Source organism: Chromobacterium sp. HL1 (genome assembly GCF_057418835.1).
Window position 1 is genome coordinate 3,867,588 of sequence record NZ_CP162399.1, and the last position, 13,479, is coordinate 3,881,066.

Annotated in this window: 12 protein-coding genes; 9 read left to right on the plus strand and 3 right to left on the minus strand. The window is 66.1% G+C overall.

Features of this window, described 5'->3' with window-relative positions:
- Nucleotides 1-12 precede the first annotated feature (12 nt).
- Entirely contained in the window at nt 13-744 is a 732-nt protein-coding gene (locus AB1Z25_RS17640; protein ID WP_235086875.1) for an S-methyl-5'-thioinosine phosphorylase, read from the minus strand.
- A gap of 283 nt (nt 745-1,027) precedes the next feature.
- On the opposite strand from AB1Z25_RS17640, the gene AB1Z25_RS17645 reads away from it, so the two are divergent.
- The 7 genes from AB1Z25_RS17645 to AB1Z25_RS17675 all read left to right on the plus strand — a co-directional run bounded on the left by AB1Z25_RS17645 (nt 1,028) and on the right by AB1Z25_RS17675 (nt 9,409).
- Entirely contained in the window at nt 1,028-1,663 is a 636-nt protein-coding gene (locus AB1Z25_RS17645) for a TetR/AcrR family transcriptional regulator (RefSeq protein WP_486635793.1), read from the plus strand.
- Nucleotides 1,660-2,643 carry a secretion protein HlyD gene (hlyD, locus tag AB1Z25_RS17650; protein WP_486635794.1) on the plus strand — a complete coding sequence of 328 codons (984 nt, stop codon included), beginning with the start codon at nt 1,660-1,662 and terminating at the stop codon, nt 2,641-2,643. The genes AB1Z25_RS17645 and hlyD overlap by 4 nt, the downstream gene beginning before the upstream one ends.
- Nucleotide 2,644: 1 nt before the next feature.
- Entirely contained in the window at nt 2,645-4,384 is a 1,740-nt protein-coding gene (locus AB1Z25_RS17655; protein WP_486635795.1) for an ATP-binding cassette domain-containing protein, read from the plus strand.
- Nucleotides 4,381-5,514: an ABC transporter permease gene (locus AB1Z25_RS17660; protein WP_486635796.1), complete on the plus strand. Its 1,134-nt coding sequence runs from the start codon at nt 4,381-4,383 to the stop codon at nt 5,512-5,514. Before AB1Z25_RS17655 ends, AB1Z25_RS17660 begins: the two co-directional genes overlap by 4 nt.
- A gap of 11 nt (nt 5,515-5,525) precedes the next feature.
- Complete coding sequence (locus tag AB1Z25_RS17665; RefSeq protein ID WP_107800462.1) at nt 5,526-6,626, plus strand: ABC transporter permease; 1,101 nt, start codon at nt 5,526-5,528, stop codon at nt 6,624-6,626.
- Entirely contained in the window at nt 6,623-8,041 is a 1,419-nt protein-coding gene (locus AB1Z25_RS17670) for an efflux transporter outer membrane subunit (RefSeq protein ID WP_486635797.1), read from the plus strand. Before AB1Z25_RS17665 ends, AB1Z25_RS17670 begins: the two co-directional genes overlap by 4 nt.
- Before the next feature lie 87 nt (nt 8,042-8,128).
- Nucleotides 8,129-9,409, plus strand: coding sequence for a ferredoxin reductase family protein (locus AB1Z25_RS17675; RefSeq protein WP_486635798.1), 1,281 nt, complete (start codon nt 8,129-8,131; stop codon nt 9,407-9,409).
- Nucleotides 9,410-9,761: 352 nt separating this feature from the next.
- On the opposite strand, the gene AB1Z25_RS17680 is transcribed toward AB1Z25_RS17675, so the two are convergent.
- Nucleotides 9,762-10,196, minus strand: a complete 435-nt coding sequence (locus AB1Z25_RS17680; RefSeq protein ID WP_486635799.1) for a DUF411 domain-containing protein — start codon at nt 10,194-10,196, stop codon at nt 9,762-9,764.
- Between the two features lie 73 nt (nt 10,197-10,269).
- Nucleotides 10,270-10,584, minus strand: a complete 315-nt coding sequence (locus AB1Z25_RS17685) for a hypothetical protein (RefSeq protein ID WP_253313764.1) — start codon at nt 10,582-10,584, stop codon at nt 10,270-10,272.
- A 326-nt stretch (nt 10,585-10,910) separates the two neighbouring features.
- On the opposite strand from AB1Z25_RS17685, the gene AB1Z25_RS17690 reads away from it, so the two are divergent.
- Nucleotides 10,911-13,031: a TonB-dependent receptor domain-containing protein gene (locus AB1Z25_RS17690; RefSeq protein WP_486635800.1), complete on the plus strand. Its 2,121-nt coding sequence runs from the start codon at nt 10,911-10,913 to the stop codon at nt 13,029-13,031.
- A gap of 109 nt (nt 13,032-13,140) precedes the next feature.
- The gene (locus tag AB1Z25_RS17695) at nt 13,141-13,431 is read left to right on the plus strand and encodes a DUF2218 domain-containing protein (RefSeq protein WP_227104831.1); all 291 of its coding nucleotides are present in this window, start codon (nt 13,141-13,143) and stop codon (nt 13,429-13,431) included.
- Nucleotides 13,432-13,479: the final 48 nt, after the last annotated feature.

Below are 13,479 nucleotides of genomic sequence, written 5' to 3' on the forward strand. Positions count from 1 at the left end.
CTGCCGCTTCAGCTACTTCGAACAACAAAACGCCGCCAACGCCGCCATCACGCCCTCGACGCCGCGCGCGCCGGTTTCCGGATTAAACTCCACCGTCGCCGCGCCGCCCTTGCCGGCCGCCCAGTTGCTGACTAGGCACAGATGCGCATAAGGCAGATTCATCTCCCGCGCCAAGGCCGCCTCCGGCATGCCGGTCATGCCGACTATATCGGCGCCATCCCGCTCCAACTTCAATATTTCCGCGGCGCTTTCCAAACGCGGCCCCTGAGTGCAGGCGTAAACGCCGCCCACCACGCCGCTGTGGCCGCTGTCCGCCATCGCGCGGATCAGGCGCTCTCGCAACGCCTCGTCATAAGGCGAGGAGAATTCGGCGTGCACCACCGGGCGGTCCAGCCCCTCGAAGAAAGTGTGCTTGCGGCCCCAGCTGTAGTCGATGATGTTGTCCGGCACCACCAGGCGGCCCGGCGGCATGTCGGGGCGGATGCCGCCCACAGTGCCGATGGCGATCACGCCTTTGACGCCTTGATCGTGCAGCGCCCAGATATTGGCGCGGTAATTGATTTCATGCGGCGCCAGCGAATGGCCGTAGCCGTGGCGCGCGATGAACACCACGTTCTGCCCGTTCAATAGGCCGAAGGTCAGCGCGCAGGAGGGATCGCCGTACGGGGTGCGCACAACTTGACGGTGGGTGACTTCCAATACGGGCAGCTGGGCCAAGCCGCTGCCGCCGATGATGGCCAACATGATGTGTCCCCTTGTAATGGCGCGACGAATCGCTGTTTTTGCCGCGGCCTGAGCTGGGCGGCTGTGGGATTCTTGCTTGCGGCGGAGCGCCGACGCTCCAATTATGGCCGATTATTTTCCGCCGGCACATGCCGCCGCGCGGTGAATTTGCCCGCGGCCGCAGGGCTGGCGACGGCCGCTTTTGAAAACAAGCACTTGGCGAGCCGCCTGGAATTCCCGATGATTTATACAGATGTACAAATTCGGCTTGCATGAACTTATACATTCGTATAAGAATAGATGTATGAAACCGAACAACGCGACTCGACAGCAATTGCTGGACTACGGACTGGCCATGGCCAAGGAGGCCGGCCTGCGCGCGCTCACCGTGCGCGGCCTGTGCCAGCGCGCCGGGGTCAATCCGGGCAGCTTCGTCTACCACTTCGGCAGCCGCGACCGCTACTTGGCCGAACTGCTGGAAAACTGGTACGCGCCGCTGTTCCGGCACATGCAATCGCAGTTGCAGCAGCAAGCGTCGGCCTTGCCGCGGCTGCAGACCCTGCTGCGTCAGCTGCTGGCCTTCGTCGCCGAACACGGCGAGCTGATCGCCCACATGCTGCTGGACGCGGCCGCCGGCGAAACCGCCGCGCAGGGCTTTCTGTCCACGCTGGCGCCCCGCCATCCCAAGCTGCTGCTGCAAAGCATTGCCGACGCGCAACAGGCCGGCGAACTGGAACGCGGCGACCCGCTGCACCAAGCGCTGTTCCTGATGGCGGCGCTGGGCCTGCCGGCGCTGGCCCAGCACATCATCGCCGGCAAGCCGCTGCTGCCCGGCCTGATCCAGCAAGCTTTCAACACCTACGCCATCGATCCGCGCCATATCGAGCAACGCCTGCAATGGGCGCTGCGCGGTTTGCGCCCATTGGAGCCACAGCCATGAAGCGTCCCCCTCTGCTCATCGGCCTCATCGTCGTCGCCCTGATCGCCGGAGGCGGCTACGCTTGGCGGCAACGGCAGCTCGCCCAAGAACGCCTGAGCCTGTCCGGCAACGTCGACATCCGCGAAGTCAGTCTGTCCTTCCGGGTGGCCGGCCGCTTGCGGAGCCTGAACGTGGACGAAGGCGCCAGCGTACGCGCCGGCGAGCTGCTGGGCGAACTGGACGCGCAGCCTTATCAGAACGCCTTGCGCGACGCCGACGCCGGCCTGGCCGCCGCACAGGCGCGCAGGGCGCTGTACCGCGCCGGCCCGCGCGGCGAGGACATCGAACAGGCGCAGGCCAATCTGGACGCGCGTCGCGCCGCGCGGCTCAATGCCGAGCAGACCTACCAGCGCCAGCGCCAACTGGCCGACACCGGCGCCTCCGCCCAACGCGCGCTGGACGAGGCCCGCGCGCAACGCGACCAGGCGGCGGCGCAGGCCGAGGCGGCGCGCCAGCAATGGCAGGCGCTCAAGCGCGGCTACCGCAAGGAGGAAATCGCCGAGGCCGACGCCAACGCCGAACGCGCGGCGGCGCAGCAGGCTCAGGCCCAGCTGCAACTGGCCGACACCCGGCTGCTGGCCCCGGCCGACGGCGTCATCCTCACCCGCGCGGTCGAACCCGGCGGCATGCTGAGCGCCGGCGGCCCGGTGTTCACCCTGTCGCTGACCCGGCCGGTGTGGGTGCGCGCCTACGTCGCCGAGCCCGAGCTGGGCAAGGTGGCCCCCGGAACCAAGGTCAAGGTCCGCAGCGACGGCCGCGCCCAGCCTTACGACGGCGTGGTCGGCTTCGTCTCCCCCAGCGCCGAATTCACTCCCAAGAACGTGGAAACCCAAGACCTGCGCACCGCCCTGGTCTACCGGCTGCGCGTGGTGGTGCAAAACCCGGACGCCGCGCTGCGCCAGGGCATGCCGGTGACGGTGACGCTGGCGGACGGCCGCTGAGATGGACGCGCAAAACGCCATCGTCCTGCGCGGCTTGCGCCAGCGTTTCGACGCGCACGAGGCGCTGGCCGGCATAGACGCGACGATACGCCGCGGCGCGATCACTGGCCTGGCCGGGCCGGACGGCGCCGGCAAGACCACCTTGCTGCGGCTGCTGGCCGGCCTGCTGCAAGCCAGCGACGGCGCCGTCCGCGTCGAAGGGCTGGACCCCATCGCCGACGGCGACGCGCTGCGCGCGCTGATCGGCTATATGCCGCAGCAATTCGGCCTGTACGAAGACCTGACGGTGCTGGAAAACCTGGAGCTGTACGCCGATCTGCGCGGCGTCACCGGCGAGCGCCGCCGGCACAGCTTCGAACGCCTGCTGGCCTTCACCGACCTGGCCCGCTTCACCGCGCGGCCGGCCGGCAAACTGTCCGGCGGCATGAAGCAGAAGCTGGGTCTGGCCTGCGCGCTGCTGGGCGAGCCGAGGGTCTTGCTGCTGGACGAGCCCAGCGTCGGCGTCGACCCGATTTCCCGGCGCGAGCTGTGGAAGATGGTGGGCGAACTGGCCGCCGGCGGCATGACCGTGCTATGGAGCACCTCCTATCTGGACGAGGCCGAACGCTGCGACGAAGTGCTGCTGATCAACGCCGGCCAGCTGAGCTACGCCGGCGCGCCCGGCGAGCTGATCCGACGCATGGAGGGCCGCAGCGTGCAGCTGCGCGGCATCGCCGGCAACCCTCGTCAGATACTGCGGCGCGCGCTGCGTCAGCCGCAAGTGCTGGACGGGGTGATCCAGGGCCAGGCGCTGCGCCTGGTGCTGCGCCAGGCCGGCCGGCCGCCTGAGCTGAGCGCCTTGCAGGCCGGGCCGGACGCCTGTTTCGTCGTGGTTCCGCCGCGGCTGGAGGACGCCTTCATCGAACTGCTGGGCGGCGGCCCCGGCGGCGACTCGGGCCTGGCCGAGCAGATGCCGCCGGCGCAACTGCCGGCCGGCGTGGACCCGGAGGCGGTGATCCGCGCCGAACAGCTCACGCGCCGTTTCGGCGATTTCGTCGCCGCCGACAATATCGACTTCCAGGTGCGGCGCGGCGAGATCTACGGCCTGCTCGGCCCCAACGGCGCCGGCAAATCCACCACCTTCAAAATGCTGTGCGGCCTGCTGCGGCCCAGCGCCGGCCAGGCCAGCGTGATGGGCATAGACCTGAAACGCAGCGCCAGCCGCGCGCGCCGGCAGCTGGGCTATATGGCGCAGAAATTCGCGCTCTACGGCAATCTCAGCGTCGCCCACAATCTGGACTTCTTCTCCGGCATCTACGGCCTGAGCGGCCAGACGCAACGCGACACCGTCGCCGAAATGGTCCGCGTGTTCGCGCTCGCGCCCTATCTGGACATGCTCGCCGGCGCGCTGCCCCTGGGCTTCAAACAGCGGCTGGCGCTGGCCTGCGCGCTGATGCACCGGCCGCCGCTGCTGTTTCTGGACGAGCCCACCTCCGGCGTCGACCCCATCACCCGCCGCGAATTCTGGACCCATATCAACGGCCTGGTGGACAAGGGCGTCACCGTGATGGTCACCACCCATTTCATGGACGAGGCCGAATATTGCGACCGCATCGGCCTGGTCTACCGCGGCCGGCTGATCGCCAGCGGCACGCCGGACCAGCTCAAGCGCCAGGCCGCCGGCGTCGATGAAGACATCACCATGGAGGAAGCCTTCATCCGCCTGGTGACGGCCGACGACCGCGCCGGAGCCCCCGCATGAGCGCCGCCGTCAAACCCGCGCGCCTGCTGGCCTTGTGCCGCAAGGAAGCCATGCAGATCGTGCGCGACCCCAGCAGCATCCTGATCGCCTTCGTGCTGCCGATGGTGCTGCTGTTCATCTTCGGCTACGGCATCAATCTGGACGCCAACAAGGTGCGCATCGGCGTGGTGCTGGAAGACAGCGGCGTCGAAGCCCGCCGCTTCGCCGACGCGTTGGCGGGCTCGCCCTATCTGGAAGTCCATCCCGGACATGACCGCGCCGAGATGCGCGCGCGGCTGGCCGCCGGCGAAGTGCGCGGCATGGTGGTGATTCCCGCCGACTTCTCCGCCAAAACCCTCCAGGGGCGCGGCGCGGCCGCGGCGCAGCTGCTCACCGACGGCGCCGAGCCCAATACCGCCAACTTCCTGGCCAGCTATCTGCAAGGCGCCTGGCAGATCTGGCAGACCCAGCGCGCGCAGGATCGCGGCCAGCCGCCGCCGGCCCCGCTGCGGCTGGAGCCGCGCTACTGGTTCAATCCCGACACCGTCAGCCGCAACTATCTGGTGCCCGGCTCCATCTCGGTGATCATGACCATCATCGGCGCGCTGCTCACCTCTCTGGTGGTGGCGCGCGAATGGGAGCGCGGCACCATGGAGGCGCTGCTGTCCACGCCGGTGACCCGCGCCGAACTGCTGCTGTCCAAAATCCTGCCCTATTACCTGCTGGGCATGGCCGCGATGCTGGTCTGCGTGATGGCGGCCACCCTGTTGATGGACGTGCCGCTGCGCGGCTCCTGGTGGCTATTGTTCATCGTCAGCAGCCTCTTCCTGGGCAGCGCCCTCGGCCTGGGCCTGCTGCTCTCAACCATCACCCGCAACCAGTTCGTCGCCGCCCAGGGCGCGCTCACCGCCGCCTTCCTGCCGGCCACCATGCTGTCCGGCTTCGTATTCGAGATCAACAGCATGCCGCCGCCGGTGCAGGCCGCCACCTATCTGGTGCCGGCGCGCTATTTCGTCAACGCGCTGCAAACCCTGTTCCAGGCCGGCGACATCTGGCCGGTGTTGTTGCTCAACACCGTCTGGCTGCTGCTGTCCGCGGCCTTCTGGCTGGGGCTGACCGCGCTTAAATTCCGCCGTCGGCTGGACGGTTAGAAAGGGTTCTCATGTGGCACTCACTGCTAACCCTGATCCACAAAGAATTGCGGGCCCTGCTGTCCAACCCGCAAAGCCGCCGGCTGCTGATCATGCCGGTGCTGTTGCAACTGCTGCTGTTCCCCTTCGCCGCCACGCTGGAAGTCAAGAACAGCACCCTGGCCATCTACAACCAGGACGGCGGCGCCGCCTCCATCGAACTGTCCCAGCGCCTGGCCGCGGCCCAGGCTTTTCCGCAGCTGCTCAATATCCGCAGCGAAGCCCAATTGCGCGACGCCATAGACCGCCAACAAGCGCTGCTGGCCATCCGCATTCCGCCGGATTTCTCCCGGCGGCTGGCTCAAGGCAGCGCGCCGCCGCTGCAAGCCGTCATCGACGGCCGCCGCTCCAATAGCGCGCAAATCGCCTTCGGCTACGCCCAGCAAATCGTCGCCCAGTACGCGCGCGAACTCAGCCCCGCGCCGCCGCCGGCCCAATTGCTGGTTCGCCATCTGTACAACCCCAATCTGGAATACCGCTGGTTCGTGCTGCCCAGCCTGGTGGCCATCATCACCACCATAGGCTGTCTGATGGTCACCGCGCTGTCATTGGCGCGCGAACGCGAGGAAGGCACGTTCGACCAATTGCTGGTCACCCCGCTGACGCCAGGCTACATCATGGCCGGCAAGGCCGTGCCCGGCATGCTGGTGGCCGCGCTGCAAGGCAGCGTCATTTCCGCCGCCGCGGTATGGATCTACCAAGTACCCTTCGGCGGCGGCGTCGCGCTGCTCTATCTTTCCATGCTGTGTTACGGCCTGGCCCTGTCCGGCTGCGGCCTGCTGATCTCGGCGCTGTGCGCCAACCAGCAGCAGGCCTTTCTCGGCGTGTTCGGCTTCATGGCCCCGGCGGTGATTCTGTCCGGTTATATGGCGCCGGTGGAAAACATGCCCTGGCCGCTGCGCGCGCTCAGCGCCGCGGACCCGCTCAGCCATTTCATCATCGTGATCAAGGGCCTGTTTCTCAAAGGCTACGGCGCGGCCGAGGCCTGGCCACATTTGTGGCCGCTGCTGCTCATCGCCGCCGCCACCCTTGGCCTGGCCTACCTGATCTTCCGTCACCGGAGCGGACAATGAATCCATCTCGCCTCGCCATCTGCGTCTTGCTAGCCCTGCTCGCCGGCTGCGCCGTCGGCCCCGACTACCGGCCGCCAACGCCGGCGCAACTGCTGCCCGCCGCCAGCGCGGAAACCGAGCCGGAAGCCGCAGGCTGGTGGCAGGCCTTCCAGGACCCGGCGCTGAACCGCCTGGTCGGCGCCGCGCTGCGCCATAGCCCGGACCTGGCCAGCGCCGACGCCAACATCCGCCAGGCGCGCGCCGCGCTGGAGATCAACACCGGCGCGCAATGGCCTCAACTCAACGCCGGCGGCCGCGTCAGCCGCGACCAACTAAGCCGCCGCGGCGAAGCGCTGGCCAATATCCCCTTCGCCAACCCGCAGACCCTATTTACCGACTACCGCGCCGGCTTCGACGCCAGTTGGGAAATCGATCTGTTCGGCCATACCTCCCGCAGCATGGAAGCCGGCCGCGCCCGGCTGGACGCCAGCCGGGAACAAGCCGCCGACGCCGCCTTGCGCGTGGCCGCCGAAACCGCGCGGCTGGCGCTGGACTACCGCTACTGGGGCTTGCGCGCCGACAACGCCGCCGCCCAGGCCCGCTGGCGCGCGGAACTGGCGCGGCTGAGCCGGCTGCAAGTCCAGGCCGGCCTCGCCGGCGCCGGCGAACTGGATCAGGCGGAAACCGAAAAGCTGCGCGCCGACGCACAGTTGCAACCGCTGCTCGCCGCCCGCCAGGCCGCGCTCGCCGCACTGGGCCCGCTGACCGCGCTGCCGACGGAACAGCTGCGCGCGCTGCTGGACACCCCCGCGCCCGCCCCGCGGCTGCCAGCCGCGCCCGCCGCCGGCCTGCCGTCGGAACTGCTGCTGCGCCGGCCGGACCTGCGCGCCGCGGAACGGCAGCTGGCGGCCGCCAGCGCCGACATCGGCGTGGCCGCGGCCGAGCAATACCCGCGCTTCAGCCTGCTGGCCAGCGGCGGCTGGGACAGCGTCCGCCCCGGCGACTTCGCCTCCCAGGCCAGCCGCTACTGGAGCCTGGGGCCGCAGCTCAGCCTGCCGTTGTTCGCCGGCGGCCGGCTGCAAGCCCAGGTCCGGGCGCGCGAGGCCGGCTACGACGCCGCGCTGGCGCAATACCGCAAGGCGGTGCTGCAAGCGCTGGCCGATGTGGAAACCGCGCTGCTGCGCAGCCAGACCGGCCGCGTCCAGGACGCCCGGCTGGCCGAGGGAGAAGCCGCGCTGCAACGCCAGCTTGGCTACGCCCGCCAGCGCGTCGCCGTCGGCGAGGCCGCGCAAAGCCATGCGCTGGAAGCGCAATTGCAGCTTGCCGCATTGCGCGAACAGCGGCTGGCCGCGCGGCAAACGCTGTCCGCCGACCTGATCGCGCTGTACAAGGCGCTGGGCGGCGGCGCCTTAGCCGCCGACGCGCCGCCGCGCTAAACCCGCCCCCGCGCCGCGTTTAAGCTGCGCTTAAGTTTGCGGTGTTCCAATCGCCTTAATCCCCTATCGCAAGAAAGGACTAAGGCGATGAACCCTAGACTCCCCCTGCTCAGCCTGCTGCTCGCCAGCGGCGCCTTGTACGCCGCCGCCAGCCTGTGGCAAAACGGCCTGCCGGCCAACTACTGGCAATGGCGACACGAACTGGTGCTGCTCAGCGGCGTGCAATTGATGGCCGTCATGAGCGCCGCCATGCTGCTGGCCGCGCGCCCGCGCCGGCTGGAACCGCTGCTGGGCGGCCTGGACCGCCTCTACGCGCTGCACAAGCAGCTGGGCATCGCCGCCGGCCTGCTGCTGGCGGCTCACTGGCTGATCAAGCTGTCGCCCAAGCTGATGCTGGCGCTGGACTGGGTCGCTCCCCGCGTCAGAAGCGGCGGCGGCGGCAAAGACCCGCTGGTCTCGCTGGCCAAGGACGTGGGCGAATGGGCGGCCTGGGCGGTGCTGGCCATGGTGATCCTGGCGCTGCTGCGCGCCGTGCCCTATCGCTTCTGGCGCAAGCTTCACAAGCTGTTCGCCCCGCTCTACCTGATGGGCGCCTTCCACGGCCTGATCCTGATGCCGGCCGAGATGTGGGCGCAGCCGGTGGGCTGGCTGCTGGCCGCGCTGATGCTGATCGGCTCCGGCTGCGCGCTCTACTCGCTGGCCGGCCGCATCGGCAAGCGACAACAATACCCCGGCCGGGTGTGCGGCATCGAAACGCTGCCGGCCGGACAGTTGGAAGTGATCTGCCAGATGGACGCCTGGCCCGGCCACCGCGCCGGACAATTCGCCCTGGTCAGCTTCGACGCCGCCGAAGGCGCCCACCCCTTCACCATCGCCAGCGCCGACCATGACGACGGCCGGCTGCGTTTCATCATCAAGGCGCTGGGCGATTACACCCGCCGCCTGCCAACCGAACTCCAGATCGGCCAGACCGTCACCGTGGAAGGCCCTTACGGCCGCTTCCAGCCGCGCGGCGGCGCGCGCCAAGCCTGGGTAGCCGGCGGCATCGGCGTCACCCCTTTCCTGGCCTGGCTGCAAAGCCGGGAACTGAAGGAGAAGCAGCTCGACGTGGATTTCTATTATTGCGTGCGCAACCGCGGCGAAGCAGCGCGGCTGGAAGAAATGCGCCAGGCCTGTCGCCAGCGCGGCGTGCGGCTGCATCTGATCGAAAGCGAAGCCGGGGCACAGTTGAACGCCGGCATGCTGCCGGAAGTGGACGAGGTCTGGTTCTGCGGCCCGCAAGGCTTGGGCAAGGCGCTGCGACGCGGCCTGAAACAACGCGGCGCGCAGGCGCCGGCTTTCCACCACGAGGCGTTCTCAATGCGCTGACGCAAGACGGGCGTTCCGACCTGCCGGAACGCCCGTCATACACTCAAGCAAGCCGCTGCAAGGCGGCTGGCGCATCGCTAATCTAGAGTCTGTTCCAAGTCTTGCGAGCGAGAGCGAGACAAGGCGGAAACAACCGAAGAAGCGGAATCTACATACGGTACATCAGCATTCTGAGGTCTTTTCCAACGCCCTTTTCTATCCATCCCACCGCAGCGCAGCAGATCGTAAACAGGTTCTTAGAGTCGCTAACAAAACCGCGCAGCGTACCTGAGCCAAGGCGCGCCGACGCAGGCAGTACAAGTCGTACGACAAGGAGGCGCAACGCAGGATCAGGGGGTTTTGTTAGCGGGTCTTAACGCGTGGCGTAGACGCTGCGCCTCCCCTGCCCATCAAAACTCAACACCTGATAAGGCTGCTTGCTCGGCCCCTCCATGCCCGGGCTGCCCATCGGCATGCCCGGCACCGCCAGGCCGACGATCTTGGGCTTGTCCTTCAGCACCTTCTTCACCAGATCCGCCGGCACATGGCCTTCGAACACATAGCCGCCGATCTCGGCGGTATGGCAGGAACGCAGATCCGCCGGCACCTTCAAGCGGGCCTTCAACGCTGACATATCCGCCTCGTTGCGGCTTTGCAGCGCCACGCCGTTCTTTTGCATATGCTCGGCCCAGGCGGAGCAGCAACCACAATACGGGTCCTTGTGCATCACGCCGCCGGCGGCGGCCACCACGGGGGACATCAAGGAAACGGCCAGCGCGGCGGCGGCCCAATACATGCGTTTATTCATGAGATGAAATCCAATGCTATTTGAATGAAAAAGCGAACCAGCCCGCAAAACCGCGGTTGGCGCAAAAAAAGAATCATTCAACAGATTGGGGAGGCCGCTCCGGCGGCGCGGGGATGAAACCGGACCACACTATTTCAGCCTTGGCCTGCAGCACCGGGCGGATCGCCTGCAAGGGCAGGCTGGGCGCCGCCGGCCATGGAGCGGCCGGCAACTGGCAGCAAGCGGCGGCCTGAGCGGCGCTGGCCGGCTGGGTATGGCAAGCCGCGCCGTCGTCGGCCATCCAGACGCAGGGCGCGCTGGCGTCCACGCGTCCGCCCATGCTCCAACCCGCCTGCGGCAAGAGCAGCAGACACGTTAGCAACAGTAGCAAGGGCAGACGAATAGGCATCGATTCAGGTAGGGCGCTGAGTCCGGAACAGGCTTGAGACTGGCGGATAGCGCCTTGGTTCCCAAGCCATTTCGCCATTTCTCCCACCCCGCGCAAAGTTTGAGCCAGGTCATATCCGCGCCAGATTTGTGGCGACCGAGTACAATCACACCCTCAATCAATAACGATTCGCATTTGCGTTCGCATTAATTCGGTGGGATACTTATGGTCCCATTTGACATTCCTTGCGCAAACTAAACGCCAACGGCATGCACACAGCGCCGGCCTTGCCGGGACGCGGATCAAATGGGCTTCGTTCATGTGATGATTTCCAGGTATCCACGATAATGAAAACCTTTGACTCCGCCGCCCGTCACGGCGTGCGCCTTGCCCTGTTGTCCGCGGCGGTTTCCGCCCTCTACCTGCCCGCCGCCCACGCGGCGGAAGTCGAAGCCACGCTGCCCTCGGTCGTGGTCACCGCTTCCGGTTACGAGCAAAAAATCAAACAAGCCCCGGCCAGCATCTCGGTGATTACCCGTGAAGACTTGGCGAAAAAACCGTTCACCAATCTGACCGACGCGCTGACCGATCTGGAAGGCGTCAGCATCAATGGTTCCGGCCCCGGCGACAAGGACATCGCCATCCGCGGCATGCCCGGCGAATACTCGCTGATCCTGGTGGACGGTCGCCGTCAAAACACCCGCGAAACCCGCAGCCGCGGCACCGGCGGTTTCCAGCAATACCAGATCCCGCCGATGGAGGCGATTGAGCGCATCGAAGTGGTGCGCGGCCCGATGTCCTCGCTATACGGCTCCGACGCGATGGGCGGCGTGGTCAACATCATCACCCGCAAAGCGCCCAAGGAATGGCATGGTTCGATGACGCTGGGCGGCACCATCGCCGAACATTCGAACGAAGGCAATACCGGCCAGAGCAGCTTCTGGCTGGGCGGCCCGCTGATGAAGGACCTGCTGTCGCTGCAAGTCTACGGCGCAATGAATAACCAGGCCGAAGACAATATTTTCTACAGCAAGAGCGGCGACGGCGGCAAAGTCGCCAGCCATGTGGCCGACATCAACGCCAAGTTGAGCTTCACTCCGAATCAGGACCACGAGATCACCTTCGAGGCTGGTCATAACGAGTTGCGCAAGACCACTACGCCAGGCAAAAGCGTCGCGGCCCAAGTGAAAGACCGGAACGGCAAGCTCGTTTCCAATACTAAGGATGACTACTTTGACGTCCGCGACCACTGGAGCCTGAGCCACAACGGCAAGTACGGCAATGTACGCTCCAATGTCTCCCTGTATCAGGAAATCGATAAGCCCAGCCACTCGGTCAATAACATGGACGACGGCAAAGGCTTGAAGCTGACCAACACCACGCTGGACGGCCAACTGACCTTCCTGCTGGATCGCCATACCGTGAAAATCGGCACCCAAGCGGGTCAGCAAGTCGGCTCCGGCATGCGTGCCCAAGAAGCCATTGCCGGCTTCGTCGGCCCGGCCAATCCGGACAAGGTCACCGTCAATACCTGGGCATTGTTTGCCGAGGACAGCTTCGAAGCCACCGACAGCCTAACCATTACCGCCGGCGGCCGCGTCGACCATCACAGCTTGTTCGGCACCCATTTCACCCCGCGCGTTTATCTGGTTGAGCACCTGAACTCTCAGTGGACACTAAAGGGCGGTATCGGCAAAGGCTTCAAGGCGCCAACTATCCGCCAAAGCACTGACGGTTATTGCATGCGTACGGGAGCACAGAATGGTCCTGGCATCCTATGCGGCAACTCTCAGTTGAAGCCGGAAGAGAGCACCTCCTACGAAATCGGCCTGCACTTCGACGATGAGAAAGGCCTGAGCGCCAACGCCACCCTGTTCAACAACGACTTCAAGAACAAGGTGGTGAGCTACGGTACTGACAAGTTTTCCAATCAGTACGCTCCAGGAGTTACACCTGCCCGCATTTATGTTTATGACAATGTAGACTCTGTCAACATCCGCGGCCTGGAGTTGTCCAGCAGCTGGACCTTCATGCCGAAGTGGACGCTGTCCGGCAACTACACCTACACCAAGTCCAAGCGCGAAGGCGGCAAGGAAACCAGCTATCTTGGCCAGTCGCTGAACGGCATGCCTCTGGACAAGACGCCGGAACACGCCGGCAATGTGAAGCTGGCTTGGGCGCCGATGGAAAAGCTGGACCTGTACACTCGCCTGAACTTTGAAGGCAAGCAGTACTACACCGGCTTCCGCAACGGCGCCAATGTGGCCCGTAGCCGAGGCGGTTCCAGCACTTGGGACTTTGGCGGCAGCTACAAGCTGAACAAGAGCTTCGACGTCAACTTCGCCGTGTACAACCTGGCTGACCGCACCGTCGCGATCGACGACCGCGGTCGCGACGGCGGTCTTGATGGCAACTGGATGGTCGACGAGGGCCGCCGCTATTGGCTGACCTTGACCGGCAAGTTCTAAGCCGCACCCTGACGGCCCGTCCCCGGACGGGCCGGAAACACCGCACGGCAGTTGCCGAATCCGCCGGATTCGCCAACTGCCTGTTCCCGTTTTTACGATTGGAGAATTGATGATGTTGAGCAGCCGCGCCCAATTGACCACGCCCAATGCCGACAAGGTGCTGTACAAGCTGTGTAAGCACTACGCGCTGAAAGTGCCCGTCGAGTTCGACAGCCACCAGGCTCATGTGCACTTTCCGATCGGCGAATGCCGGATTCAGCGCCAGGACGACACCCTGGACATGATCTGTGCCGCCGACGCCGCCGACAAGCTGGCCAAGATCGAATTCATCATGGACGAGCACCTGGGCCTGATGGCCAAGACGCCGGACTTGAAACTGGATTGGGCCAAGACCGAGTAAGACCCCCAGCCCAGCCGCGTTTTCCGAGCGCGCCGGGCCTGCCCGGCG

Excerpts from the sequence above, each read along its gene's own strand:
- AB1Z25_RS17640 (WP_235086875.1), bottom strand. The coding sequence starts at position 744 with ATGTTGGCCATCATCGGCGGCAGCGGCTTGGCCCAGCTGCCCGTATTG.
- AB1Z25_RS17695 (WP_227104831.1), top strand. The coding sequence starts at position 13,141 with ATGATGTTGAGCAGCCGCGCCCAATTGACCACGCCCAATGCCGACAAG.
- AB1Z25_RS17670 (WP_486635797.1), top strand. The coding sequence starts at position 6,623 with ATGAATCCATCTCGCCTCGCCATCTGCGTCTTGCTAGCCCTGCTCGCC.
- AB1Z25_RS17660 (WP_486635796.1), top strand. The coding sequence starts at position 4,381 with ATGAGCGCCGCCGTCAAACCCGCGCGCCTGCTGGCCTTGTGCCGCAAG.
- AB1Z25_RS17665 (WP_107800462.1), top strand. The coding sequence starts at position 5,526 with ATGTGGCACTCACTGCTAACCCTGATCCACAAAGAATTGCGGGCCCTG.
- AB1Z25_RS17685 (WP_253313764.1), bottom strand. The coding sequence starts at position 10,584 with ATGCCTATTCGTCTGCCCTTGCTACTGTTGCTAACGTGTCTGCTGCTC.
- AB1Z25_RS17680 (WP_486635799.1), bottom strand. The coding sequence starts at position 10,196 with ATGAATAAACGCATGTATTGGGCCGCCGCCGCGCTGGCCGTTTCCTTG.
- AB1Z25_RS17655 (WP_486635795.1), top strand. The coding sequence starts at position 2,645 with ATGGACGCGCAAAACGCCATCGTCCTGCGCGGCTTGCGCCAGCGTTTC.
- hlyD (WP_486635794.1), top strand. The coding sequence starts at position 1,660 with ATGAAGCGTCCCCCTCTGCTCATCGGCCTCATCGTCGTCGCCCTGATC.
- AB1Z25_RS17690 (WP_486635800.1), top strand. The coding sequence starts at position 10,911 with ATGAAAACCTTTGACTCCGCCGCCCGTCACGGCGTGCGCCTTGCCCTG.
- AB1Z25_RS17645 (WP_486635793.1), top strand. The coding sequence starts at position 1,028 with ATGAAACCGAACAACGCGACTCGACAGCAATTGCTGGACTACGGACTG.
- AB1Z25_RS17675 (WP_486635798.1), top strand. The coding sequence starts at position 8,129 with ATGAACCCTAGACTCCCCCTGCTCAGCCTGCTGCTCGCCAGCGGCGCC.